General features: G+C 39.2%; 21 protein-coding genes and 1 riboswitch. Of the genes, 3 read left to right on the top strand and 18 right to left on the bottom strand.

The window, feature by feature from the left end:
* Positions 1-19: 19 nt before the first annotated feature.
* From PQ456_RS06850 to PQ456_RS06820, 7 genes are all read right to left on the bottom strand, one after another.
* Positions 20-1,675: a S1C family serine protease gene (locus tag PQ456_RS06850; RefSeq protein ID WP_273615457.1), complete on the bottom strand. Its 1,656-nt coding sequence runs from the start codon at positions 1,673-1,675 to the stop codon at positions 20-22.
* Positions 1,676-1,862: 187 nt separating this feature from the next.
* Positions 1,863-2,522, bottom strand: a complete 660-nt coding sequence (locus PQ456_RS06845) for a response regulator (RefSeq protein WP_273615456.1) — start codon at positions 2,520-2,522, stop codon at positions 1,863-1,865.
* Entirely contained in the window at positions 2,491-3,561 is a 1,071-nt protein-coding gene (locus PQ456_RS06840) for a sensor histidine kinase (protein WP_273615455.1), read from the bottom strand. The genes PQ456_RS06845 and PQ456_RS06840 overlap by 32 nt, the downstream gene beginning before the upstream one ends.
* A 3-nt stretch (positions 3,562-3,564) precedes the next feature.
* Positions 3,565-4,650 carry a cell wall-active antibiotics response protein LiaF gene (gene liaF, locus PQ456_RS06835; RefSeq protein WP_273615454.1) on the bottom strand — a complete coding sequence of 362 codons (1,086 nt, stop codon included), beginning with the start codon at positions 4,648-4,650 and terminating at the stop codon, positions 3,565-3,567.
* A gap of 188 nt (positions 4,651-4,838) precedes the next feature.
* Positions 4,839-6,779 carry a threonine--tRNA ligase gene (gene thrS, locus PQ456_RS06830; RefSeq protein ID WP_273615453.1) on the bottom strand — a complete coding sequence of 647 codons (1,941 nt, stop codon included), beginning with the start codon at positions 6,777-6,779 and terminating at the stop codon, positions 4,839-4,841.
* Between the two features lie 434 nt (positions 6,780-7,213).
* On the bottom strand, positions 7,214-7,759 hold the full coding sequence (yfcE, locus tag PQ456_RS06825; protein WP_273615452.1) for a phosphodiesterase: 546 nt from the start codon (positions 7,757-7,759) through the stop codon (positions 7,214-7,216).
* Positions 7,760-7,893: 134 nt separating this feature from the next.
* Complete coding sequence (locus PQ456_RS06820) at positions 7,894-8,814, bottom strand: LysR family transcriptional regulator (protein WP_337957876.1); 921 nt, start codon at positions 8,812-8,814, stop codon at positions 7,894-7,896.
* 108 nt (positions 8,815-8,922) lie between these two features.
* Between PQ456_RS06820 and PQ456_RS06815 the strand changes: the two genes are divergently transcribed.
* On the top strand, positions 8,923-9,255 hold the full coding sequence (locus PQ456_RS06815) for an antibiotic biosynthesis monooxygenase family protein (protein WP_273615451.1): 333 nt from the start codon (positions 8,923-8,925) through the stop codon (positions 9,253-9,255).
* Positions 9,256-9,448: 193 nt separating this feature from the next.
* On the top strand, positions 9,449-10,417 hold the full coding sequence (locus tag PQ456_RS06810; RefSeq protein ID WP_273615450.1) for an NAD(P)H-dependent flavin oxidoreductase: 969 nt from the start codon (positions 9,449-9,451) through the stop codon (positions 10,415-10,417).
* Between the two features lie 117 nt (positions 10,418-10,534).
* Here the strand turns inward: PQ456_RS06810 and mqnC are convergent, their stop codons facing one another.
* The 5 genes from mqnC to metA all read right to left on the bottom strand — a co-directional run bounded on the left by mqnC (position 10,535) and on the right by metA (position 15,686).
* Positions 10,535-11,671 carry a cyclic dehypoxanthinyl futalosine synthase gene (gene mqnC, locus PQ456_RS06805; RefSeq protein ID WP_204825060.1) on the bottom strand — a complete coding sequence of 379 codons (1,137 nt, stop codon included), beginning with the start codon at positions 11,669-11,671 and terminating at the stop codon, positions 10,535-10,537.
* A 477-nt stretch (positions 11,672-12,148) separates the two neighbouring features.
* A complete protein-coding gene (locus PQ456_RS06800) occupies positions 12,149-12,235 on the bottom strand; it encodes a putative holin-like toxin (protein WP_273616264.1) in 87 nt (28 codons plus the stop codon).
* A 98-nt stretch (positions 12,236-12,333) separates the two neighbouring features.
* Positions 12,334-13,500, bottom strand: coding sequence for a trans-sulfuration enzyme family protein (locus tag PQ456_RS06795; RefSeq protein WP_273615449.1), 1,167 nt, complete (start codon positions 13,498-13,500; stop codon positions 12,334-12,336).
* 6 nt (positions 13,501-13,506) lie between these two features.
* The gene (locus PQ456_RS06790; protein WP_273615448.1) at positions 13,507-14,697 is read right to left on the bottom strand and encodes an aminotransferase class I/II-fold pyridoxal phosphate-dependent enzyme; all 1,191 of its coding nucleotides are present in this window, start codon (positions 14,695-14,697) and stop codon (positions 13,507-13,509) included.
* 47 nt (positions 14,698-14,744) lie between these two features.
* Positions 14,745-15,686, bottom strand: a complete 942-nt coding sequence (metA, locus tag PQ456_RS06785) for a homoserine O-acetyltransferase MetA (protein ID WP_273615447.1) — start codon at positions 15,684-15,686, stop codon at positions 14,745-14,747.
* Between the two features lie 137 nt (positions 15,687-15,823).
* Positions 15,824-15,957: riboswitch (SAM riboswitch) on the bottom strand.
* Positions 15,958-16,422: 465 nt separating this feature from the next.
* On the opposite strand from metA, the gene corA reads away from it, so the two are divergent.
* Positions 16,423-17,358: a magnesium/cobalt transporter CorA gene (gene corA, locus PQ456_RS06780; protein ID WP_204825064.1), complete on the top strand. Its 936-nt coding sequence runs from the start codon at positions 16,423-16,425 to the stop codon at positions 17,356-17,358.
* Between the two features lie 194 nt (positions 17,359-17,552).
* Here corA and PQ456_RS06775 read toward each other — a convergent pair whose 3' ends face one another.
* The 6 genes from PQ456_RS06775 to PQ456_RS06750 all read right to left on the bottom strand — a co-directional run bounded on the left by PQ456_RS06775 (position 17,553) and on the right by PQ456_RS06750 (position 24,771).
* Positions 17,553-20,336 carry an HAD-IA family hydrolase gene (locus PQ456_RS06775; protein ID WP_273615446.1) on the bottom strand — a complete coding sequence of 928 codons (2,784 nt, stop codon included), beginning with the start codon at positions 20,334-20,336 and terminating at the stop codon, positions 17,553-17,555.
* A 241-nt stretch (positions 20,337-20,577) separates the two neighbouring features.
* Positions 20,578-21,042 (bottom strand): disulfide oxidoreductase, encoded by a 465-nt coding sequence (locus PQ456_RS06770; protein WP_204825066.1) that lies wholly within the window; start codon positions 21,040-21,042, stop codon positions 20,578-20,580.
* Between the two features lie 4 nt (positions 21,043-21,046).
* Positions 21,047-21,790, bottom strand: a complete 744-nt coding sequence (locus PQ456_RS06765) for a DsbA family protein (RefSeq protein ID WP_273615445.1) — start codon at positions 21,788-21,790, stop codon at positions 21,047-21,049.
* Positions 21,780-22,682, bottom strand: a complete 903-nt coding sequence (locus PQ456_RS06760) for an ROK family protein (protein ID WP_273615444.1) — start codon at positions 22,680-22,682, stop codon at positions 21,780-21,782. The genes PQ456_RS06765 and PQ456_RS06760 overlap by 11 nt, the downstream gene beginning before the upstream one ends.
* A 124-nt stretch (positions 22,683-22,806) precedes the next feature.
* Positions 22,807-23,892, bottom strand: a complete 1,086-nt coding sequence (locus PQ456_RS06755) for a phosphodiester glycosidase family protein (RefSeq protein WP_273615443.1) — start codon at positions 23,890-23,892, stop codon at positions 22,807-22,809.
* Positions 23,893-24,771: a 5'-3' exonuclease gene (locus tag PQ456_RS06750; RefSeq protein ID WP_273615442.1), complete on the bottom strand. Its 879-nt coding sequence runs from the start codon at positions 24,769-24,771 to the stop codon at positions 23,893-23,895.
* Between the last annotated feature and the right edge of the window lie 140 nt (positions 24,772-24,911).

Below are 24,911 nucleotides of genomic sequence, written 5' to 3'. Positions count from 1 at the left end.
TTGATTTCGTAACTTTCTATTATTGACCTGTACCGCCTGTACTTGGAGAAGTCGTATCAAAGTCATTGCGATTACCGATCGTTACTTTAAGATCCATCGTTTTACCATTACGAATCACATTCAGTGTAGCCGAATCGCCAACTTTTAGTTTTTGAATAGCTGCGACTAGATCCTGACTGTTTGTATATTTTGTACCATTGATTCCTGTTATTACGTCATAAGAACGTAGATCAGCTTGATAAGCAGGAGATCTGTACAATACTTCTGTAACTACAGAACCTTCTGTAGTATCAATACCCAACTGTTTGGATACTTCAGCTGTCAATGACATAAGAGAAGCACCGATAAATGGAACAGGTGTTGTTGGGATTTTCTCACCTTTTTTCAGTTGATCCACTACATTTAAAATCACATTAGAAGGAATCGCAAATCCAATCCCTTGTGCATCTTCACTAACCGCTGTATTCATACCGATAACTTGTCCATTCATATTAAGCAATGGACCACCGGAGTTACCAGGGTTGATAGAAGCATCAGTTTGCAATAAATGAGTGTAATCTGTAGATTGTCCATTGGATGCATCAGATGCTGTAATGCTACGTTCTTTAGCACTTAACACCCCTGCTGTTACAGTATGGTCAAATCCTTGAGGATTACCGATCGCTACTAACCAGCTTCCGATCGCCACATTATCAGAGTTACCTAGAGTCACAGATGGGAACGTTTCTCCAGATTTAGGTTCGATTTTTAGTACAGCAAGGTCAAGATCTGTACTTTTACCCATTAATTTAGCAGTATACGGTGTTTTGTTGTTTTCAAGAGTTACTTGAATTACATCTGCTTCACCGACTACATGCGCATTTGTTAAGATATATCCAGATTTATCAAAAATAAATCCAGATCCAATACCGAGTGGAGTAAGAGAACCGGAAGAACCGCCACTGCTATCTCCGCCATTGCCTCCACCTTCATTACTTCCTCCGCCTTGATCACCGAAGAAGAAACGATAAGCTGGATCATTGTAAGGACTGTTTCCGCCGCTAGCTGCACCGGATTTGGACAACGTTTCAATTTTTACAACAGCAGGGCTGGCACTTTTTGCTACTTCAGCTACATCTGCTGATCCAGCAGGCAATGCTGCTTGCGTTACAGAATTATCTGTTGTAACAGCAGAAGCAGGAGCGATATTGGTTGTCGTGGTTGATTCTGACTCTGGGGTAAATAGATTAGCACGATCTGCACCAAACATCCCTGCTGTCATAATCAACATCCCTGCTAATATAGAAGCAATAACTGTTTTGGCAGAAGTTTTAGGTTTGTTGTATTGAAATTGACTGGTTTTGCGGTTGCCATTGTTATCATCATGATTTCCGTTTAGAGAATCAATATGATCTGTACGTGGCGGTGGAGTTGAACTCGTTGGATACACTGGACGACTAGATTGCGATGGAGTCATTTCCATTTTTCTAGCTTCCTGAGCAGGTTCTTGTCGAACTTCCTCTCCATCTTTATCTTTGCTTAGTGATTGGAAAGGACCATATGAGTAATAATGCGATTGGTCTGATGAAGAATCATTATTTGAGTTCGATTCATTGGTATTACGGTTTGCTGTATCATTGTTTTGGCCATCAGGATTGAAGCCATTATTCAAATCATTTTTGTTCTTTTCGTCCATTGAAGTCAACCTCCCAAGGTTCCCATGATATTAAAATAACCGGATGTGTTATTTGCTACATCCTTATATTCGCTTATTAACCTTAATCTCACCTTAAAAACAATTAAAAAGAAAATAAATCCTAGATGAGTAAGTTAATATACCATAAGTTTAGGAAATGTTATCAATTTTTGTATATGTGAGTACACTAATGTTGACTGACCCAACCTTTGCGATGAGCATAAATAGCCAGTTGCGTCCGATCCTCTAATTCGCATTTCATCAACAAATTACTGACATGTGTTTTGACTGTTTTGATACTTATATGTAATTCTTCAGCAATTTCTTTGTTACTCATGCCTTCTGCAATCAACATCAACACTTCACGTTCACGAACAGTCAATTGAGAAGCTTCATTTTGTACAGTACTGCGTTGACGAATCCCTCTAGTAAGCGCTTGAGAAATATCACCGGTCATCACAGGCATCCCCCGGCTTGCTCCTTGCAGTGCATAGATTAACTCTTCAGCAGATACTGTTTTTAAAATATAACTGACCGCCCCTGCTTCAATCGCTTCTACCACCAGCTCGTCTTCCAAAAAGCTAGTTAAGATCACAATTTTCATCTGTGGATAATTCTGCAATACCAGACGGGTAGCTTCAACACCGTTCATGACAGGCATCATCATATCCATCAAAATCAAATCAGGCATCTCGTGTTCATTACTTTGTTCTAACCAATCAAGAACTTCTCTACCGTTAGCCGCTTCGGCAATAATATGAAATTGCTCTTCTAGCATTAGATATGTTTTGAGACCCATTCGCACCATATCATGATCATCCGCTAACAGAATTTTTATTTTCTCCATCATGATTCTCCTCTTCTTCATGAATATCGAATTTGGGAATATGGATACGTATTGTTGTTCCAGCACCAGGTCGACTAATCACTTCTGCTTGTCCGCCTAACTTTTCAGCTCGTTCTGACATAATCGTTAATCCATACGACCCTTGCTTATGCATCGAGCTATTGAATCCTTTACCATCATCGCTAATATGCAGAGCTACATGATGGCGATCTTCTTGTAAAGACAGACTTACAATCGTGGCATCTGCGTGTTTGATAATATTAGCAAGCGCTTCTTGTACAATAAGAAAAAGCTGACGTTCTTTTGCTTCCGTCAGTCGCCCTGTTAACTCAATATCTTGCATTCCTTTAAGCCCATTGTGACGACAATAATCCGGAAACCAGAATTCTAATGCTTCTGCTAAAGAACGTCCTTCCAGTTCTAAAGGTCGAAGTTGTGTAATCAATGCTCGCATTTGTTTTTGCGCTAATTGCGACATTTGAATCACTTGATCCATCACGATTTTGGCTTGTTGTTCATTTTTTTCTAGCATTTTCGGTAACGATGAAGCAGACATATGAATAGCAAATAATTGCTGACTGACTGAATCATGTAGATCACGAGCCATCCGTCGTCGTTCTTCCAATACCGCTCGTTCGGTCTCAATCGCACGCTCCATGACTTCTTTTTCACCCAATTGCTGTAAAATTCGCATTTTTCGTTCAACTGTACTCATCATCGTATTGAACTGTTCATGCACCCGGTTAAAGGATTCATCTTCTGTAGGCTCCATCCGTATACTAAAATTCCCTTTGCCTACCTGAGCCATTTTTAAATGAACATAATCAATCCGGCGCTGAACACGTTGACCTGCTATATAACCTGCTGCCATACAGATCAGAATAATACCTGCAATATAATAGTACCAAACATAGGGTACACTGAGTATAATGTACCCTTGTCTGATCGCTAGAAAAATAATAATAACGGTCAATAATCCACCTGTTGTGAAAAAGCCGATTAATTCCCATTTGATATTTTTAAACCATTTTGTTCGCATCCATTAACCCACCCGACTAATCTGAATATCACCGATAAAAGCATTGACTACAAGTTCTATTTGCTTGCCTGCTTCTTCATATCCGATCGTTTCACCATCCATATGACTCATCATACCTTCGCGCTCACGTCCAAGAATATTCATATCGCCGATAAATGAATTGCCTTGCGCTTTGATGCCTACTTCAATTCCACTTGGAATATAGACTTTCACATCACCGATAAAAGCAGAAATTTCGATACGGGTTACACCATAAGCAATCTGTGCTTTGGTTAAGTCTAACATGGTATCACCAATAAAATGAGAAATATTCATCGGTTTGAGTTCAAAATAATCTTTACCAATATGCACATCACCGATAAAACCAGATTTGGTTTCTACTGAAGGATCATAATCGTAATCATAATCATAACCGCATTTTTTGCGATGATGCTTTTTCCAGTCATGACGATGCTGTTTCCATTGTTCACGATGTGCATCTTTATTTTGATTTTTATAATAAGAACGAATATCTTCTTTATTTAAATTGATTTTGGTGCGAAACGATTGCTGATCTGTACCATACGTAGAACGTGGGGATTGCGAAGATGACGAAGAACGCTCTACAAATTCTTTAGTGTAATCTGTTGAATGCACCGGTTTGCCTTTACGCTCCATTTCTTGTTCAAACCAATCATCTAATGGAGATGCAGGTGGTGGTGGTGGAGCAGAATAATCTTCATTCAATGGTGGTTGTTGTTTAGAAGACTTTTTCGGTTGACGTCGATTGAAGATCAAATGCAATCCACCTAATACCAGTAGCAATGGCATCATCATTTTGACTGCATCGATTAACGAATAATCAATCATCCCTATATTTCTACCTAAAAAGTAAACACCTAGAACGGTCATAATCCAACCACCGATATCACGTTTACATTTAAAAAGTAATTCGTTTAATCCTATTTCTAATAAAATCAGCGGCCATAACAATGAAATCACATCGCCGATGCCCCAATCGATCAAATTCATTCTATTTAACATAAATACGACGCCAATTCCGATTAAGCCTATACCCCAGAATGTTTTGCGGAATAAATGTCTATTCATTCTCTTTCCTCGCTTTCTGTACTTCTATATATGTAGTGTACTCATAATTAGAACAGAACAATAGTGGCATCAGAATGAACTTCGTATCCGCCTATAGACGGAGAAAAGCCCTAATCAGTAAATCATACCTGAATTAGGGCTAGTGTAACAGCTTATACATGATAACGAAATAGTTAGCTATACGTTATTTAAAAAATAGTACGATCTGCGATTTGGTCACGTAACATTTTGATCGTTTCTTCGACAGACATCATACCGATATCGCCTTCGCCACGTTTACGAACAGACACCGAATCAGCGTTCATTTCGTTTTCACCAACAACGAACATATACGGAATTTTTTCCAATTGCGCTTCACGAATTTTGTAACCTAATTTCTCATTACGTAGATCGGATTCTACAGTTACTCCACTACGACGAAGATCGTCTTCTACTTTGCGGGCATATTCTTCAAATGCACCGGATACTGGAATGACTTTAGCTTGTACAGGAGCCAACCATAATGGCAATGCACCAACAAAGTTTTCTAATAAGAATGCTGTAAAGCGTTCCATTGTACCCAAAATACCACGGTGAATAACGACCGGACGATGTTTTTGTCCATCTTCGCCGATATATTCTAATTCAAAGCGCTCTGGCAATAAGAAGTCCAATTGTACAGTAGACAATGTTTCTTCTTTACCTAATGCTGTACGAATCTGTACGTCTAGCTTCGGACCGTAGAATGCTGCTTCGCCTTCTGCTTCATAGAAAGGCATATCCAGACCTTCAACAACTTCACGTAACATACGTTGCGAATTTTCCCACATTTCATCGTTAGGGAAATATTTCTCTGTATCTGCAGGATCACGATAAGACAGACGGAAACGGTAATCCGTAATACCGAAATCTTTGTATACTTCCATAATCAATTCGATAACACGTGCAAATTCTTGCTTGATCTGATCTGGACGTACGAATAAGTGAGCATCATTTAGCGTCATCGCACGTACACGATGTAGACCTGTTAATGCACCCGACATTTCGTAGCGATGTTGCATACCCAATTCTGCAATACGAATCGGAAGATCACGATAGCTACGTAGATCACTTTTATACACCATCATATGATGCGGACAGTTCATCGGACGAAGCACTAATTCTTCATTGTCCAATACCATTTTCGGGAACATATCATCCTGGTAATGTTCCCAGTGACCGGATGTTTTGTACAAATCTACGTTACCTAATACTGGTGTGTATACATGGCTATAACCCAATTTTTCTTCCAAATCTACGATATAGCGTTCCAGTGTACGACGCAATTTTGCACCATTTGGCAACCAGATCGGTAGACCTTGACCGACAAGTGGAGAAAATGTAAACACTTGTAGTTCTTTACCTAACTTACGGTGATCGCGTTTTTTAGCTTCTTCTAAGAAATGAAGATGTTGCTCTAGTTCTGGCTTTTTGTTAAAAGCTGTTCCGTAGATACGTTGCAACATTTTGTTTTTGCTATCTCCGCGCCAGTAAGCACCTGCTACACTTAGCAATTTAAATACTTTTAATTTAGAAGTAGATGGTACATGCGGTCCACGACATAGATCAAAAAACTCGCCTTGATCATAAATCGTGATCACACTATCTTCTGGCAAAGCTTCGATCAATTCGATTTTGTACGGATCTTCCAGTTCACGGAAAATGTTAAGTGCTTCTTCACGACTCACTTCACGACGTGTAATCGGTAGATTTTCAGAAACGATACGTTCCATTTCTTTTTCAATCTTTTGCAAATCTTCTGGATTCAAAGGATGTTCCAAATCCATATCATAATAGAAACCATCTTCAATCACAGGGCCGATTCCCAATTTTACTTCATTTTGACCAAATAAACGTTTTACAGCTTGTGCAAGTAAATGCGCTGTACTATGACGAATCACTTCTACGCCTTCCGCGCTATCAGGAGTAACAATTTCGACTAACGCTTTGTCATGGAGTGGTGTATTTAAATCAACTACGATACCATCCAATTTCCCTGCTACTGCACTTTTGAACAAACTTTTACTGATTGAATTGGCTACATCTCCAATTGTACTGCCTGCTTCATACTCGCGGACAGAACCGTCCGGTAAGCTAATCTGAATCGCCATATTATTTCCTCCTTAGTAATATACATCTATTGGTGTATCTGCATGCACTGTTATCAACTGTTTTATTCGTAATGTTTACAATTAAAAACAGCAAAAAGCACCCATCCCGCAAGGGACGAGTGCTGTGTATATGTACCCGTGGTTCCACCCTGATTCGATCTGTTCGTAGAATAAGCTTCTTTTTGGCAGATCCTTCATTCGACATCTGATAACGGGGATGATCCGATAAAATATAATACCGAAACGACATACAGATTCGGATTCAACTTTATAGCTCTAAAGGGGTAAGATTATAGCTGTCACAGGAAGGAATTGCAGCGTCTTACTTTCCTTCTCTCTGTACAGGACTATCACTATAACTCATATCTTTATCGATGCTTTGTCCATTTAGATGATACATTGCTTCATCATTATAAAAGTGTATCGGTCAAGCGTCAAGAGAATGAGATCGATTTGATCATATTGTCATCAAAGTCTTTCACTGTAAATGTACCATGTTCCAAAATACCGTATGAATTAGGATAATCTTCTTTCGGTAAAGCGACAGAACCTGGATTAAGCACATAGATATGATCTTGTAGATCAGCTACAGGTACATGAGTATGCCCTTGAATAAATACATCTCCTGGTTGTAACAACGGTAGATTATCAATACTGTATCCATGACCATGCGTAACATAGATGCGCATCCCTTCATGATACAACATGATATAGTCTGCCATCATCGGAAATTCAAGTAACATTTGATCCACTTCAGAATCACAATTTCCTCGTACAGCGATAATTTTGTTTTTATATAAATTCAATGTATTCGCGACTTCAGACGGATTATATTCTTCCGGTAATGGATTACGTGGGCCATGATACATATAATCCCCTAAAAAAATCAATTGATCCGGTTGCTCAATCTCAGCTTTTTCCAACACTCGTCTTAACCAGTGCAACGATCCATGTATATCAGAAATAAACATTAATTTCATAACATCTAAAGCTCCTTCAACAAATAGGTTATTCTAGCTTTTATGCCAGTGAAAAAAGATGTGCTAACGTAAATGCACTTATATATTATATCACTAACTTCGATATAACCCTATTATCCAACTAACAGCTTTTATTACGGTAATTGATTGGATATAGCCACATCAGCTATCGGGTACTGATCTACAAAAGATTGAATACAGTCGATAAATTTCTGTGCCGCAGGTGACATCGTTTTAAACGAAGTTGCAGCGATCCCAATCGTTCGATGATGTGCTCCAGCTAGTGGTCGCAAACATAAATCCTCTGTATACATGGAATGCAAAATCATTTCAGGTAACATACTAATGCCCAGACCATGCTTTACCATCGCTATAATGGCATGATCATCTTCTAACCGATATTTGATTGTTGGGGTCATATGGGCTTGATTCCAAATCATTTGTACATCGGTATCACAACCTGCTACTGGCATCACAAACGGTTCATCTACAATCTGCTCAAGCTCAATATAATCGTATTGGTGCAAAGGGTGATGTGCAGGTAATACACATAACATTTGATCTTGATACAAAGAAATAGATTGTAGTGTTGAAGATACGGGTAAGTTCACAAATCCCAAATCTGCATGACCTTCCACAATCCAATTCTCTATCTCATCATAATTACCATCTAATAATTGAATATCAATATGAGGATACTGTTCTTGAAATTGTTGCATAATCTGTGGCAACCACTGAATCGATACACTTGAAAATGTGCCTAAAGTGACTGTACCTGTCTCTAATCCTTTAATAGCATCGACTTCGATCAGCAGGTGATCATTGATTTGCAACAGTTCGTTTATCTTTTTCAATATTCGTTCTCCACTATCTGTCAGACGAATCCCTGATCGATTGCGAATTAACACTTTCAATCCCAATTCATTTTCTAATCCAGATATCGCGTGGCTTACCGCAGATTGAGTAAGATTAAGGGATTGGGCTGTTTTGGTCAGACTTCCCAACTTCACGACTGTACTAAAAATCTGATATTTATGAAGATGTATACTATCCACCTCTTTTATACTTGAAAATAATTCATACTTATTATTATAAACATTCATTTTATTTATGCGAATAGGCTAGATATACTTAACTCAAAGTGAAGTGAAAGGATGACGAATATGAATCTATTATCCAATCGTTTTGAAGTACCTTATTATGCAGTGATTTTTACCAGTCAACGAACGACAGGTGATCAAGGATATGGGCAAATGGCAGATCAGATGGAATCGATGGGACGAGATCAAGCCGGATTTCTAGGAATCGAAAGTTATCGTGAATCTTCAGGAGCAGGTGTGACAATCTCTTATTGGAAAACACTTGAAGATATTCGTCATTGGAAAAGTAATCCTGCTCATCAGATTGCTCAAGATAAAGGAAAACAAACATGGTATCAATCGTATTCGGTGAAAATATGCAAAGTAGAACGTGCTTACGATTTTGAAAATATGTAAGAATATTCTCCTTCCTATCTAAAAGTACAAAATGATGTACTATGTTCATTAAAATTGCCTTCTTTGCAAATAAAATGTTCAAACGTATGATGGTTTTGGAACCACTCTATCGACTAGAGTGGACTAATTACACTTCATAGTAATGCATAGCTATACGTTATGTACTATTTGATAATATGGAAGGATGAATATAATGAGTAATCGGGTAGCCGATATTCTTGGAATTGAAAAGCCTATTATACAAGGCCCTATGAGCTGGATTACAAATGCTGAATTTGTAGCGGCTGTCAGTAACGCAGGAGGTTTGGGGATTCTTGGCCCTAATGCTGGTCAAACGACTGTTACCGTTTCGCCAGAAGAAACCGCAGAACGGATGCGCCGTGAGATTCGCAAAACTAAAGCACTCACAGATAAGCCATTTGGAACAACTGTTATTGTGGATGGCGATTTGAAATACACTTGGCCTATTTTGGAAATTATTATTGAAGAAGATGTCAAAACGGTTCTTCTGAATGGGGCTGAAGGAACACTCACAGAAAAGATTGTGAATCCTTTAAAAGAAGCGAATATTAAAATTATTTATCGTCCTTTGAATCCAACTCTAGAAGATGCCAGAGCTGCTCAAGCTATGGGTGTAGATATCTATGTCGTAACAGGGTTCGATGAAGGTGGTACTTTACCAACAAGTATTATTGGTACATTTACGATCACGCCTATGATTGTCGATGTGCTAGATATTCCAGTCGTCTCTGCTGGTGGAATTGGTGATGCTCGTGGGGTTGCAAGTGCTTTTGCTTTAGGGGCAGAAGGTGTCTTTTTGGGAAGTCGGTTTATTCCTACGGTTGAAAATCCAGCAGCAGAATCGGTTAAGCAAAAAATCGTAGATGCTTCTGCTTCTGAGTTGTTGTTATACCGCACTTTGCCTGCTTATTATCGTTCACTGCCTACGCCACTTGTTGAGAAATTAGTAGACATGGATCAACAAGGAGCATCTCGTGAAGAAATTGCTCAAGCTGCTGGTGGTGCTGGTGCTATACGTATCGGTATGCTTGAAGGCAACGGCGAAGGTGGGATTATCACTGTCGGAACAGGTATTACACCTATTACCAAAATCCAAACTGTACAAGAAGTTGTAGATGAATTAGCAACAGGTATCTGCTAAGCCTGTCACTTTAATAACAATATTCTATTTTTATTTTGGCATCCTAATAAGCAATACAAAAAAAGCTCAACGATCATTATAAACTGATCGTTGAGCTTTTTTATGATTACATACAGATTAGTTCTGCATAATAAAGTCATGAGCGACTTTTTGCGTCTCATCGTTAAATACTTTGAGAATATTATATTTGGTATCCCGTTGAGCAGGAATTTTACCTGCTTCACGAATAATTTGCAACGTTTGCTCAATATTTACTTTGTGCGTTGTACCTGCCGCAGATACTACGTTTTCTTCCATCATCGTACTACCAAAGTCATCGCAACCGTAATGAAGAGACATTTTACCTACTTCTGGTCCCATCGTTACCCATGAAGATTGGAAATGCTTGATATTATCAAGTACGATTCGGCTGATAGCTACATTTTTTAGATATTGTTCTGGTGTTTGCTTTTCAGCTTTCATATTGGTGTTATCCGGTTGGAATGTCCACGAAATAAAAGCAAGGAAACCTTCAGAATCATAGCCATTACGGATACATTCATCTTGTGCTTCACGTACACGCAATAAATGAAGAGCACGTTCTTCCATCGATTCACCGAATCCGATAACCATTGTCGCTGTGGTGTTCATGCCTACTTTGTGAGCTGTCTGCATAACATCCATCCAATCACGCCAAGAACCTTTCAAACGACTGATTTTACGACGAGTACGATCATCTAAAATCTCTCCACCACCACCTGGCAATGAATCAAGTCCAGCTTCATGAATTGCACGTACTGTATCTTCCAAAGACATACCAGAGATTTCTTTCATTTTCATAATCTCAGCAGGCGAGAAAGAATGCATCGTAATATTAGGGAAATTCTTTTTAATCTTTTTCAAAAGATCGGTATAGTATTCAAAAGGAAGATTGGGATTTACTCCACCTTGCATCAAAATTTCAGTTCCGTTTACATCTTCGGTTTCCTGAATTTTTTGCAAAATGACCTCATCCGATAACACATAACCTTCTTTTGAATTCGGACTACGATAGAAAGCACAAAAACGACAAAATACGTCGCAGACATTCGTATAGTTAACATTACGCCCAATTACAAACGTTGTAATTGGATCTGGATTTTTGCGTAACATTAATTGATTGGCTACATGTCCCATTTTCTCGATCTCATCGGACTCATATAGCATAATAGTTTCTTCTAAATCTAAGCGTTCGCCCCGTTCGGCTTTTTCCAAGATACGGTTTACCGCGCTCATATTGCAGCCTCCCTTATCCTATTCAGACATCTTACTGGTGTCTGAAGGTGAATTTGAGCATTGTCCTATATATAACCCATTTAGGCACAAAATGCATATCTAAAAATTGAAATAATGACAACACATTTATCGTACCATATTTCACAAATGAAAAATAGTCGTTGACTGTGACAGGAAGGTGATATTTTGCAATAATAATTATACATATCGTATCAACTAAATGCTGATTAGATAAGGGAATTTAGCGATTTTATCATTTGAAAATAATTTATTTTCATTTTAGAATATGATGTAGTATGAGTATATACAACATTATATTGTGAATTAGATAGTTATCGCTTTTTAGATGTTTGCTATAAAAAAGCAGAAAAGATGCGCTAACATCTTTTCTGCTTGGCAACAGTCTACTTTAAGAGCAGTCGGCAACTCAGGTGGATCTAATCTATTGAAATAGACCGAACCCTTGCTGCAGGCGGTCTATTTCTTTTTGTTTTGGTTCATAGCTACTATAATCGTCACAACCAAACCCAGTATCGAAACAATAAGGATACCAAATTGGATCATTAATCTTTAATTCTACTTGTTATCATACATAAAAGCGGTATACCCTATTTTAAAAGGTATACCGCTTTTTTTCACACTTTTAATTTCTATATTCAAGACTAATCTTGCAAAGCTTGCTCTAAATCAGCAATCAGATCATCAATATCTTCTAAGCCTACAGAAAAACGTAACAATCCGTCGGTTATACCACGTTCTTTGCGTACGCCTTCACCCATAGCAGCATGAGACATTGTGGCTGGATACGATAAAATACTTTCGACTGCTCCTAGACTTACAGCCACTAAAGGCAATTGCACTCGATCCAATACTTTTTTGGCACGCTGTCCTGAACCAACATCAAAGGAAAGTACAGAACCTGCACCTGACGATTGAGCCGCATGAATGGTAGCTCCTGGATGATTGGCTAATCCCGGATAATATAATGCTGTAATATCATCACGTTGACTCAGCCAGTCTGCTAATTTGGCAGTACTTTTTTCAGAATGATTCATTCTAGCTGCAAGAGTCTTCATTCCCCGAATAAGTAACCAGCAATCTTGAGGGCCAAGTACCGTTCCCAGTCCATTTTGTAAATGCTTGAGTTGAGCACCAATCTCAGGAGTACGTGCAACCGCTAATCCTGCCAGTACATCACTATGTCCACCTAGAAACTTAGTCGCACTGTGCAACACAATATCAACGCCCATTTCGATCGGACGCTGATAATAAGGAGTCATAAACGTATTATCTACCATAGTAAGTAGATGATGTTCTTTCGCCCAAGCGGTTACTGCGCCGATATCTGTAATTTTGAGCGTTGGATTCGATGGTGTCTCCATATAGACAGCTCTTGTGTTAGAACGAAGCGCATTTTTCACTTGATCCAGATCGGTCATATCTACAAAGCTAATCTCGATATTCATTCGATTCAAAACAGTAGTCAGAAAACGATATGTACCACCGTACACATCTTCAGTCACGATTACATGATCACCTGCGGATAGAATCAGAAAGGCAGTAGAAATCGCCGCCATTCCTGAAGCAAAAGCATATCCTGAAGCTCCGCCTTCTAACAAAGCAATATAATCTTCTAACGCTTGACGGGTTGGATTGCCTGAACGACTATAATCATGAAGTGGTGGATTCGAGATATCTTCTTGATGAAAAGTAGACGCTTGATAGATCGGTACACTGGATGCACCTGTTGTTTTGTCGATTTCAGCACCAAAGTGAATCAGTTTGGTATCTATTTTGCGTGAAGCTTGACGATCTGAAGAATAAGTCATTATCGATCACGCTCCTTCTACTTCAAGGCGTGCTACTTCCAGCGCTTGATCAAGATCAGCGATCAGATCATCAATATGCTCAATTCCTACAGAAAAGCGCAATAGACGATCATCGACACCAATCGCTTCACGAATCTCAGTTGGAATATCTGCATGTGTCTGTACGGTTGGATACGTCATTAATGATTCAACGCCCCCTAGACTTTCAGCAAAAGCAATCAATTGAATACTTCGTAAAATCGGTTCAATATAACGCGCATCTTTCACTTTAAACGAAAAGATACCTGTATTTCCGCTAGATTGGCGATTTTGGACATCATATCCCGGATGATCCGGTAGTGCAGGATAAAACACTTCTGCAATCTGCGGATGATCTACCAAATGTTTTGCCATTGCTGTAGCATTGTATTCATGACGCTCCATCCGCAATGCCAATGTTTTCATTCCACGCATTAATTGATACGAATCGGTTGGGGACAATACGGCTCCGATAGAGTTGTGCAGAAAAGCCATTTCAGCGGATAATTCTTCCCCTTTGGTCATAATCAATCCTGCTAACACATCATTATGTCCACCTAGATATTTGGTAGCACTATGAATCACGATATCTGCTCCCAGTTCGATCGGACGCTGGAAAAAAGGAGTCAACAGCGTATTATCAACAATCGTCAGCAACTGATGGCTTTTCGCCCAAGTAGCTACTGCTTTGATATCAGTAACCATCATTAACGGATTAGTTGGCGTCTCGATAAATACAGCTTTGGTATTTGGTTGAACTATTTTTTCTAACGCTTCTAGATCATTGGTATCTACATAAGAAGCAGTTACTCCAAATTTGGATAAAATACGCTCCAACAGACGGTATGTGCCACCATACAGATCAAGCGATACGATCAGATGATCTCCCTGACCGAAAAGCGCAAAAATGGTCTGTAAGGCAGCCATACCGGAACTACAGGCAAATCCTGCATCTGCTGATTCTAATGCTGCCGCCGCTTGTTCTAGTACAGCCCGAGTTGGATTGGTTGTACGAATATAATCAAAGCCTGTACTTTTACCAAGAGCGGGATGACGGAAGGCAGTTGATTGATAAATCGGAAAATTAACTGCCCCTGTTATCGGTTCATTAATCGAACCGATCTGTGCCAATTTGCTTTCAATGTTAAGAGTTCGTTCGCTTGAATGATGATCCGTCATACTATAATTCCTCCTCTGAAATAACAATCGATTGGGTTGATCTCAAATTAGATACAGTAATTACCTGCTTCAGCTTTGGCACTTTCCAAATCATATGGTGTTTCTTGGTATACATAATAGTTTAACCAGTTGGAAAATAATAAGTTGGCATGAGCACGCCATGTAGAAGGCGGTGTGCGCGATGGATCATTATTAGGAAAATAATTTTTCGGCGGTGCGACATCCATTCCTTTAGCGATATCACGTTCATATTCCCATTTTAATGACAATGGATCATATTCAGAATGCCCTGTCACAAAAATTTGACTGCCATCTTTAGTAGCGGCTAGATATACTCCTGCTTCTTCCGATTCTGATAAAATCTCCAGTTCAGGAATCTTGGCAATATCTTCATGACGTACTTCGGTATGACGGGAATGAGGCGCAAAGTACAACTCATCAAATCCTCGTAACAATTTTACATTTTCTTTATTTAAAGTATGTGGAAATACACCAAAACACTTTTCAGGCAAATCGACTTTGGGAACACCGAAATGATGGTACAGCCCTGCTTGTGAAGCCCAACAGATATGCATGGTTGAAGTAACATTCTTTTTACTCCAATCAAAAATCCCTTGAATCTCTTCCCAATAGTTCACATCTTCAAAGTCCATTGTTTCTACAGGAGCGCCTGTCACAACCAGACCATCAAAGCGTAGATGTTTGACTTCTTCAAATGTTTTATAAAATAAGTTCAAATATTCAGTCGATGTATTTTTGGAAGTATGGGATTGTGCATGTAGCAAATAGATATCAATTTGAAGCGGGCTATTTCCGAGTAAGCGTAGTAACTGCGTTTCGGTTGTTTCTTTAGTAGGCATCAAGTTCAATATAGCAATTCGCAATGGACGAATATCCTGTTGAAATGCTTGGCTATCATCCATTACGAAAATATTTTCTCCAGTTAATACTTCTTTGGCAGGTAAGCTATCCGGAATCTTAATTGGCATGTTCGTTCACTCCTTGGATGTGTGTATTTCTTATCATTTCAGGAGAAAGGTTCATTATAAGTATATACAAAAATGACCTTTCTCCTGATACTTGAGAAAGGTCATTTGCGATATGTTCGCGTATATAATAGACGCCTCTCTCATCTGTCAGCAGATATTAAGTCTAGAATGATCCATCAACTTATATCTCTGCAAGAATTAGCACCGTGCGGTTATACCGCCGGTTGCCGGGTTTCATCGGGCTAGTCCCTCCACCTGCTCTTGATAAGATTTGCTTATTCAATTTAAAATAACATGTTTTGATACTTTTCTTATACCATAATTTATACTATTCTACGGTCTGCCGTCAAGTGCTGTGAAAAATGTATTAGATTGAACCGATAAATAAGTTGTTGGTAACTATATTGGTTGATTTAAAAAGAGGTTTCTTATTTAAGCTTGAAAGGCTTCCACGACCACGGTATACTTAACAAGTATTTGACGTTTTTTCATAGTTTTCATAAATATCTAAATCAAAAAGAGGTGAATTTCAAAATGGAAGGCGACCCGAGGCCCAGTTGGCAGCAGGACGGATGGACAAATTGCAGGAAACAAACGACAACCATAGGGCACTGGAGTAACGCGCCATTATTGAAAAATCTTCTCCGTTTTTCATAAATTATAGCGAAGCTTTGTAAACAAGTGTGCGGTTGCCGCTTCTTTCCCTGCTCATTTCATAATAAAGGAGTAGAACACAATGAAAGTTCGGCACGTCAATGCTGGAGCATTTACTCCAGTAGAAAATATTACCGACACACTGGTAGCACCTGAAGAAGGATTTTATTGGATAGACGCAGATTTGGAAGATTTGATTGAACTACAACCACTTTTTATGCTTCATGATCTGGCTGTAGAAGATTGCTTGAGTGAAGAAGAACAGCGTCCTAAGATCGAAATTTATGAAAGTCATTATTTTATTGTAGTCAACAGTATTCGTTTTGATAACGAAGAGATTTTTTTGCGCGCCTTGAATATTTTTCTAGGACGGCATTATATTATTACAGTGACCAAGCAGAAAATTAATGAATTGCGTGTTCTCAAACCGATTTTATGGGAAGAAGAAGTGAGTCGTGCTGATAAATTTATGTATTTGTTAATTGACCTTGTCGTTGATAATTACTTCGCTGTCGGTGACCGGATCGAAGATCAGATCGAACTACTGGAAGAAAATATATTGATGCATACCAAAAAATCGCATCTGAACGAAATTATTGGTTTGCGTGGCGAAATTTTATGGCTCAAACGTGTATTGGGACCTCAGCGTGAAGTCATCAATACATTGAATAAAAAAGACCTCCGTTTGATCGATGATCAATTGCAAAAATATTTCAGTGACGTATATGAGAATGCGGTTAAAGTATCTGAGATGTTTGATACGTTCCGCGATCTGATGGGTAACTTACGAGAAGCTTATCAGTCCAGTATCTCTAATCGTGCGAATGAAATCATGCGTGTATTTACAGCGATCACAACAATATTTATGCCGTTGACTGTAATTACTGGTATTTATGGAATGAACTTTGAAGATATGCCTGAATTGCATTGGCGTTTCGGTTATCCACTGGTGATCGGGATTATGATTACGCTAGGTTTGACTATGTTTTTCACTTTCCGCAAAAAAGATTGGATCTGAAAAGATTAAAGCTGTCCTTATTCATCGTCAATTGATGAACAAGGACAGCTTTTTTTGATTTCACTTGGTCGCGCTTATGGTGCCAAGTGCTGATGGTAAGATATTTTGCTAAAGCAAAAATCACTTTTTTATTTTACGGGTCGCACTTATATTGCCAAGTGCTATAGGTCGCGCTTATGGTGCCAAGCGCTTAATCAAGGAAGTTGCATCCAGCGGATCATGGTTTCTAGGTTTAGTCCGTCTAAGCCGGGTACTGTAAAGTGTGCACTATCGATTCGGGTTAGTGAACTTACAGCGATCGTTTTCATTCCGATTTGACGGGCAGATTGGATCGATTCGGTAGAATCTTCAATAACCATCGTGTGATAAGGATGAATATTGACTGCATTAGCTGCTTTGATAAATATTTCAGGATCAGGCTTACTGAACTCTACATCATCCGATGTAATGATGCGGTTGAAATATTGTCGTACTCCTAATTTTTCTACCACTTCTTCTGCATCACTACGGTGAGATGCCAAAACAACAGCGATATTATGATCAGCAAAATGTTGTAGTAAATCTTCTACACCTGGCAACAATTCTGCGGATTCAATCGTTTCTGATTCTTCATCAATAACCGGAATAACTACACCTTCCAAGCCAAATACTATTGCACACAGATCACGATTGTTCGCTTCAAGTGGCTGTGTCATTGCGACTACATATTCTTGTCCATAATGTTCTATCGTTAACGGTTCTCCGCGAACAAGGCTATACGTTGTTTTGTTGCCTTCTACATTTACATTGACAAGGCGATCTTGAAATTGTACCCGGAACGAGTACTCTGTCCAGCTTGGTGGTAATTTCGGTTCAAAATGCAATCGACCGTCATATTGACGCATACCTGCAAATCCACCAATAATCGTTAACCAGCTACCTGCCATTGATGCAGCATGAATCCCGTCTTTGACATTACCATGAATATCATCCAGATCCATACGTGCCGATTCGATAAAGAAGTTATACGCATGATCCATATTACCGAGCTCTGCTGCAATAATTGCATGAATCGCTGCTGACAACGAAGAATCATGTGTTGTTAATGGCTCATAATAGGCATAGTTTTTGACTTTTTCCAACTTGGTAAATTTCTCACCTAGCAAATAAAATGCCAGAATCAGATCCGCTTGCTTGATCACTTGCTGACGATAAATGACCAATGGATGGTAATGCAGCAGTAATGGATAATTTTCAGCCGGTGTATTGTCAAAATCCCATACGCCTTTATCCAGGAAAGAATCATCCTGACCGATCAATCCATTTTGACGATGAATATAGATTTCATCCGCAGCACGTGCCCAATCTGCAATCTCTTCTTCGGTTAGTCCCATAACACTGTGCATCGCCAGATAAGAATCTGGAGTTAATTCTTCCCACTGTGTTAATTCATGTACAGTAAATTCTAATGCATCTTTGACCATAATATTTGTATACGTATTGTTATTTACAATCGCTGTATATTCATCAGGGCCAGTCACTCCATTAATACAGAATCCTTTACCTGTAATCCAATTCCCTACAGATAAGAAAAATCTTGAAATCTCGATCAACATCTCCAGACCTTTGCTCTGCAAAAAGTCTTGATCGCCTGTCGCTTCTACGTATTGAATAATCGCATGAGCTACATCGGCATTGATATGAAATTGAGCGGTTCCTCCTGGATAATAGGCAGAAGCTTCTTCTCCGTTGATCGTACGCCACGGGAATAGAGCACCTTCTGCTGCCATTTCTACTGCACGCTCTCTTGCTTTGGGCAGTGTGTAATAACGGTATTCTAACAGACGCAAGGCTAACTCGGGCTTGGTATATAGGAAGAATGGCAACATATATGTCTCTGTATCCCAGAAATAATGCCCTTCATACCCTTCGCCTGTGATTCCTTTCGCACTAATATTCGTTTTGCCATCACGACCGACCGATTGGAATAATTGATACGCATTGTATCGTAATCCCTGTTGTAACAGTTCATCGCCTTCTACATTCACATCTGCAATTTCCCAGAATTCATCTAGATATTCTTTTTGTTTTATCGTTAAAGCATCCCAGCCATTTGCTTTGACTTCTTTTAACGTAGATTGAGCCAAAATTAGCAAGTGATCTACTTCATAATCTTTTGAAGAATAATAAACGATAGATTTATCCAATGTAACAGATTGTCCTTCGTCCACTTGCATAGTAAATGCTTTCGCAATACGCTCATCTTCTTGAATCGTTGATAACGTATAGTCATAATCTAACGTATGCTCTGCGCCACACAATAAATGAAATTCTGTTTCGGTCGTACGTTGCTCTAGAGCCATAAACGTATTTTCTTCATACGACTGAACCGTATGTAATACTTGCCCTCCAAAAGCTGACCCTGCTCGTGGATCGTCTGCTGATATTTCATTAGTCACTTTACCGTTCAAAGCAGAGATCAATTTAATTTCTCCTGTAAAATTAACAGGCTTCACTGTATAGCGAACCATAGCTACATGCTTATTATCAAACGAAATTAGGCGCTGTGTATCCACTTGCACTTGTTTACCTGTGCCACTTTCCCATACGACATGACGCGATAAAATCCCATGTTGCATATCCAAAATACGTTCGTATTCTATCACACGACCGCTTAATAAATTAAATTGTTCGCCATCGATAAATAACTCAATAATTTTACTGTCCGTTACATTTAACATCGTCTGACGCTTACGGGCATAACCAAAAGCTTCTTCTCCATACGTAATATCTGCTGAATCGTAAAATCCATTCAAATACGTACCATTCAGTGCATTAATACCTGCACCTTCTAATCCTTCTTCAAAATGACCACGCATTCCCAAATATCCATTAGCAACCGTAAAAATAGTTTCTCCTCTACGATTGTGGATAGGGTCAAACGAAGATTCTCGAATCGACCACGGCTCTACTTCATATATTGAATTGCCTTCTCTCATTCGACATTCCTCCACTTTTATCTAGTTATTGAACAGTATTCTCTTACTATAGTTAACCGTTAAACGTACTCATTACATCAAATAGATCAAAATTGATTCAAAATAGACGTTTTTTTCAAGTCCTACTGTTCATACGTTAGGTTCATATATTTCTATCGTTGGATTATAAAAAAAGTCTTCTTTTCAACAATAAATGCTAAAAAGAAGACATGGTACTGATATCAATCAACGGTATGATTACTTATTCTGTTTCTTCATCTTCATAAGCGATAGCATCTGCTGCGCGACTACCTCTCCACAACAACAAAGCGATCAAGATAAACGCAATCAATGCCATAAAAGGAATCGTAATAAAACCAAACCATTCAAAATAAGGCTTATTGCAAGGAACCCCTGTTGTACATGGTAAAATTCTGCTCAAAGCTGGAATATGTTGCTCTGCATAATGGTAAATCGCTACACATGCACCAAGAATAACGAGTGGCATCGAGTATCTGACAATACGTCGATCATTATGATAAGCAGCGATACCGAGCAAAATCACCTGTGGATACATAAAAATACGCTGATACCAGCATAATTTACAAGGTTCTAGCAACATTACATCACTCAAATACAGACTTCCACCAGTAGCTACAATAGCGACTATCCATGCTAGAAATAAATAGTATCGTGCTAAAAAAGATGGAGACGATTCTGTATTCATCGTATTAGCCCTCCGATCCGGCTTCTGTTTTGGCTTTCTCAATTGCTGCTTTGAGTGCAGTATAATCGCCTAGATCGCCTGTATACTCTACTCCGTTAATGTAGATCGATGGCGTGCCTGGAAGATTTAATTCTTTGCCTTTATCGTATTGAGCTTGTACTTGTTTGGCATACGTTTTATTTTCGATATCTTGACGAAGCTTGGTCGTATCAATTGACGCATCTGCTTTTTTAGCTAAATTAACAAGAAAATCGGTAGTTGCCCATTCTGTATTTTCATCGCCTTGATTAGTATAAATAGCGTCAAAATATTTCCAGAACGCATCATTGTTTTGGTGATACACAGACTCTACAGCCAAAGCTGCTGTTGTGGAATCAGGTCCCAAAAACGGGAAGTTCATAAAGTACATAGCGGCTGTACCATTGGAAATGTAATCTTTTTGAATCTGTGGCACAATAATTTCATTGAACTGTTTACAAATCGGGCATTTGAAATCGCCAAATTCTACAATTTTGACAGGAGCTGTGGTTTCACCTTTGACAGGAAGCTGATTGTAATCAAACGTAGTCGCTTCGGCTGTTTTGTTGTTCGGTACGAAAATAATAAGTAGAACAATCACTGCAATCACAGCTACAGTTCCAATAATAAGATTACGCATTAACTTCTTTTGACGTAACGCTTCTTTTTGTTTGTATTCTTGTTGTTGCTGTCTTTTGATGGCTGGGTTTACTTTTTTCTTATTCGCCATTGGTTGCACCTTTTTCTCCAGACCATGCTAGATCTGCTAAAGCGAGCGCTCCGCATAATCCAGCATTATCACCCAATTGTGGAGGGACGATAAATTGGTCAATTTGTTCATTTAAGCTAGGATGCTGTACATAACCAGCTAGAAGCTTTTGTAATTTTTCACGAATTAGCGGGAACAATTGCTCTTGCTTCATCACGCCGCCACCCATCACAATTTTTTGTGGGGATAGAATTAGTACATAGTTCATTAATGCTTGCGCCAGATAGTAAGCTTCCATTTCCCATGCAGGATGTTCTGGAGTTAGCTCAGAACCTTTAACTTGCCAGCGTCGTTCAATCGCAGGGCCGGCTGCTACACCTTCCAGACAATCGCCATGATAAGGGCAGAATCCTTCAAAATGATCATCAGGATGACGACGAACCAAAATATGTCCCATTTCTGGATGAGATAGTCCATGTAGCATTTTACCATCGACTACTGCTCCAGCACCAATACCTGTACCTACCGTAATATAAATACAGCTCGATAATCCTTGCGCTGCTCCCCATTTGTGTTCGCCTAAAGCCGCACCATTCACATCGGTATCAAAACCGATCGGTACATCAAAATGCTCTTTCATATGTCCTACAATATTGTATTGTCCCCAGTGTGGCTTGGGTGTAGTCGTTATGTATCCATAAGTTGGGCTGCCTTTAATCGGATCAATCGGTCCAAAAGAACCTATCCCGATCGCTTCAACCCCTTTACCTTCAAAAAAAGAAATTACATTTTTCATCGTAATCTCAGGCGTTTCGGTTGGGAAACTTACTCTTTCTAAAATTTCTCCATCCTCTGTACCGATCCCGCATACAAATTTAGTACCGCCTGCTTCAATAGCCCCTAATTTTTTCATAAATGATAGTTCTCCTTTGAGTTATCCTGTATGGACAGATTAGTATTCCCCTAGATTAGTGCAGAGATGCTCCATATTTGATCATATATGATATTGAAGTCGAGATGATGTCGACACTACTGCTTTATGAACCGCTTGCACCAAAAATTAACGTATTGCTTAATAAGCGTCCGGGTGCAGTAAGCATACGTCCATTTGCATACATTCCCGATGAAGCGCCTCCATCTAAATTCATCGCTTGTTTAGCGCCAAGCTTTTGCATAATAGCTGCCCATTGTTTCATGGTTGCTCCTGGAACAGTCGCAATCATCACCGAACCATCCGCCATTATTGCAATCCCACTACGTGCACCAGCAGCAGTCAAAATTTTAGAATCTTGGAATCCTTCTGCTTCTGCATTTAGAGCGATTTTACTGTCTTTCACTAATCTTGGGCCTGCACCTACCGCAGTCACGACTTGTTGCCATGGAATATCTTTGCCATTGATATCCTGGTAAGCGATATTCATGTTGACAGTAGCACCTACCGTAAAGCGATCAGCCGCGTATTTCTGATCTCCTGTATACACAAGCACATATCCATTAGATGGAATTTTGGTTTTGTTGTTGTTTCCTTTATGCGTTACTTTGTTATTCACTACAGTAACTGCAATTCCACCTGTGAAGCCTGTATTGGTACCTCGATCAGACGTGTAGATAACAGATGTACTGGAAGCACCGGGAAGACGATTCACCCAGATAGCGTACCAGCTAGACGATTTGCCTGTTGTCGATTGCACTGTTCCTGTGACAGACAATCGTAACGAATCCATCAACGCTGTACCATTTGCCAAAAATCCTATCGTTGTGCCATATCTGCCCAAATGCGCGATACGACCGTTCTTAATTAACGTACCATAAGGATCAGGCGCACCACCATACGCTTCAAAAAAAGCACCATTAATAGCTGCTTGAGCACCATAATGTTTGACGATAGAAGATAAAGAAGCAGTCTGACCGACTTGTTGATTAGCTAGTCCTATACCTGTTTTGGTTCCTTTGGGAATACGAACAGTCTGTACAGTAAATGTTCGTCCAGCAGCAGACACTTTCTGCGTTGCAGCTTTGATTCCTGACCCTGCTGCTACCGCTGAAGAACCAGCAGTAGGTAGCAAGCACAGAATCATTACTATAGACAATATAGCGATCATTAAGCGCGATAATGTTTTCATTTAAAATACACCTACGCCTAACATAGAACAAAGACTTTTGATCTCTAGTTCTTCAAATTTCGTCAGAATGATATCATCTTCTAAAAGCAAAAGACTGGCATCCAGCGAACAAACGACAGGTACTTCACGATGAATCGCCGCCAAGCGATGAGACATATGAAGCATATCGAGACCATTTTCAATTTTTGTACGAATCGAAGGTGTTAATTGATCTAAATTTTCCAATATTCCTGCGATTGTTCCGTACTCTTTGACCAGCTTAATCGCTGTTTTTTCACCGATTCCTTTGACTCCTGGATAGTTGTCACTAGCATCGCCCATCAGAGCTTTCATATCAATAATCTGAGCAGGTGTTAATTCCTTTTCTTCCATTAGTGATTCAGGCGTATAGACTTTGTAATTACCATAGCCTTTTTTCATAATAATCACGCTAGTCCGTTCATCCACTAGCTGTAACATATCATGATCTCCTGTCAAAATCAGAACTTCCATATCTGCTTCAAGCTCACGTGAAATGGTACCGATACAATCATCAGCTTCATAACCAGGTGCACTTAGATTAGGAATACCCATACTTTCGGTCACTTCCAAAATCAAATCAAATTGAGGAATCAGATCATCCGGTGCAGCTGAACGATTTCCTTTGTAAGCAGCAAATTCTTCGGTACGAAACGTTTTGCTACTAACATCCCAACAACAAGCGATATGAGTAGGATTATACAGTTGTACAGCGTCCCATAGATAACGTACAAACCCGTAAATCGCATTCGTAGGAATCCCTGACTTTGTGCGACGAATATAACCGGATTGCGCTGTTGCATAATAAGCTCGGAATAACAGTGCCATTCCATCGACTAACATTATTTTTTGATCTTTCATTATCTTCACTTCTACCTTCTCTCTTCAATACAGATGAATCCAATCTGAGTATATCATACCGAATTTCTGCGACACTGTACAAGTATTCACAAGACTTTAAATTTTTTAACTATTCTACAATTGGTTCTTTATTTTCATAC

Source organism: Paenibacillus kyungheensis, from assembly GCF_028606985.1.
Classification (GTDB): Bacteria; Bacillota; Bacilli; order Paenibacillales; family Paenibacillaceae; genus Saccharibacillus; species Saccharibacillus kyungheensis.
This window is presented reverse-complemented; position numbering and strand designations above follow the sequence as displayed.

What these genes read in the sequence shown, in the direction of transcription:
- PQ456_RS06840 (WP_273615455.1), bottom strand. Translation starts at nt 3,561, where the DNA reads ATGCGAACAAAATGGTTTAAAAATATCAAATGGGAATTAATCGGCTTT.
- PQ456_RS06810 (WP_273615450.1), top strand. Translation starts at nt 9,449, where the DNA reads ATGAGTAATCGGGTAGCCGATATTCTTGGAATTGAAAAGCCTATTATA.
- PQ456_RS06815 (WP_273615451.1), top strand. Translation starts at nt 8,923, where the DNA reads ATGAATCTATTATCCAATCGTTTTGAAGTACCTTATTATGCAGTGATT.
- metA (WP_273615447.1), bottom strand. Translation starts at nt 15,686, where the DNA reads ATGCCAATTAAGATTCCGGATAGCTTACCTGCCAAAGAAGTATTAACT.
- yfcE (WP_273615452.1), bottom strand. Translation starts at nt 7,759, where the DNA reads ATGAAATTAATGTTTATTTCTGATATACATGGATCGTTGCACTGGTTA.
- PQ456_RS06750 (WP_273615442.1), bottom strand. Translation starts at nt 24,771, where the DNA reads ATGAAAGATCAAAAAATAATGTTAGTCGATGGAATGGCACTGTTATTC.
- PQ456_RS06775 (WP_273615446.1), bottom strand. Translation starts at nt 20,336, where the DNA reads ATGAGAGAAGGCAATTCAATATATGAAGTAGAGCCGTGGTCGATTCGA.
- PQ456_RS06845 (WP_273615456.1), bottom strand. Translation starts at nt 2,522, where the DNA reads ATGGAGAAAATAAAAATTCTGTTAGCGGATGATCATGATATGGTGCGA.
- thrS (WP_273615453.1), bottom strand. Translation starts at nt 6,779, where the DNA reads ATGGCGATTCAGATTAGCTTACCGGACGGTTCTGTCCGCGAGTATGAA.
- PQ456_RS06770 (WP_204825066.1), bottom strand. Translation starts at nt 21,042, where the DNA reads ATGAATACAGAATCGTCTCCATCTTTTTTAGCACGATACTATTTATTT.
- liaF (WP_273615454.1), bottom strand. Translation starts at nt 4,650, where the DNA reads ATGAATAGACATTTATTCCGCAAAACATTCTGGGGTATAGGCTTAATC.
- corA (WP_204825064.1), top strand. Translation starts at nt 16,423, where the DNA reads ATGAAAGTTCGGCACGTCAATGCTGGAGCATTTACTCCAGTAGAAAAT.
- PQ456_RS06755 (WP_273615443.1), bottom strand. Translation starts at nt 23,892, where the DNA reads ATGAAAACATTATCGCGCTTAATGATCGCTATATTGTCTATAGTAATG.
- PQ456_RS06760 (WP_273615444.1), bottom strand. Translation starts at nt 22,682, where the DNA reads ATGAAAAAATTAGGGGCTATTGAAGCAGGCGGTACTAAATTTGTATGC.
- PQ456_RS06850 (WP_273615457.1), bottom strand. Translation starts at nt 1,675, where the DNA reads ATGGACGAAAAGAACAAAAATGATTTGAATAATGGCTTCAATCCTGAT.
- PQ456_RS06795 (WP_273615449.1), bottom strand. Translation starts at nt 13,500, where the DNA reads ATGACTTATTCTTCAGATCGTCAAGCTTCACGCAAAATAGATACCAAA.
- PQ456_RS06800 (WP_273616264.1), bottom strand. Translation starts at nt 12,235, where the DNA reads ATGATCCAATTTGGTATCCTTATTGTTTCGATACTGGGTTTGGTTGTG.
- mqnC (WP_204825060.1), bottom strand. Translation starts at nt 11,671, where the DNA reads ATGAGCGCGGTAAACCGTATCTTGGAAAAAGCCGAACGGGGCGAACGC.
- PQ456_RS06765 (WP_273615445.1), bottom strand. Translation starts at nt 21,790, where the DNA reads ATGGCGAATAAGAAAAAAGTAAACCCAGCCATCAAAAGACAGCAACAA.
- PQ456_RS06790 (WP_273615448.1), bottom strand. Translation starts at nt 14,697, where the DNA reads ATGACGGATCATCATTCAAGCGAACGAACTCTTAACATTGAAAGCAAA.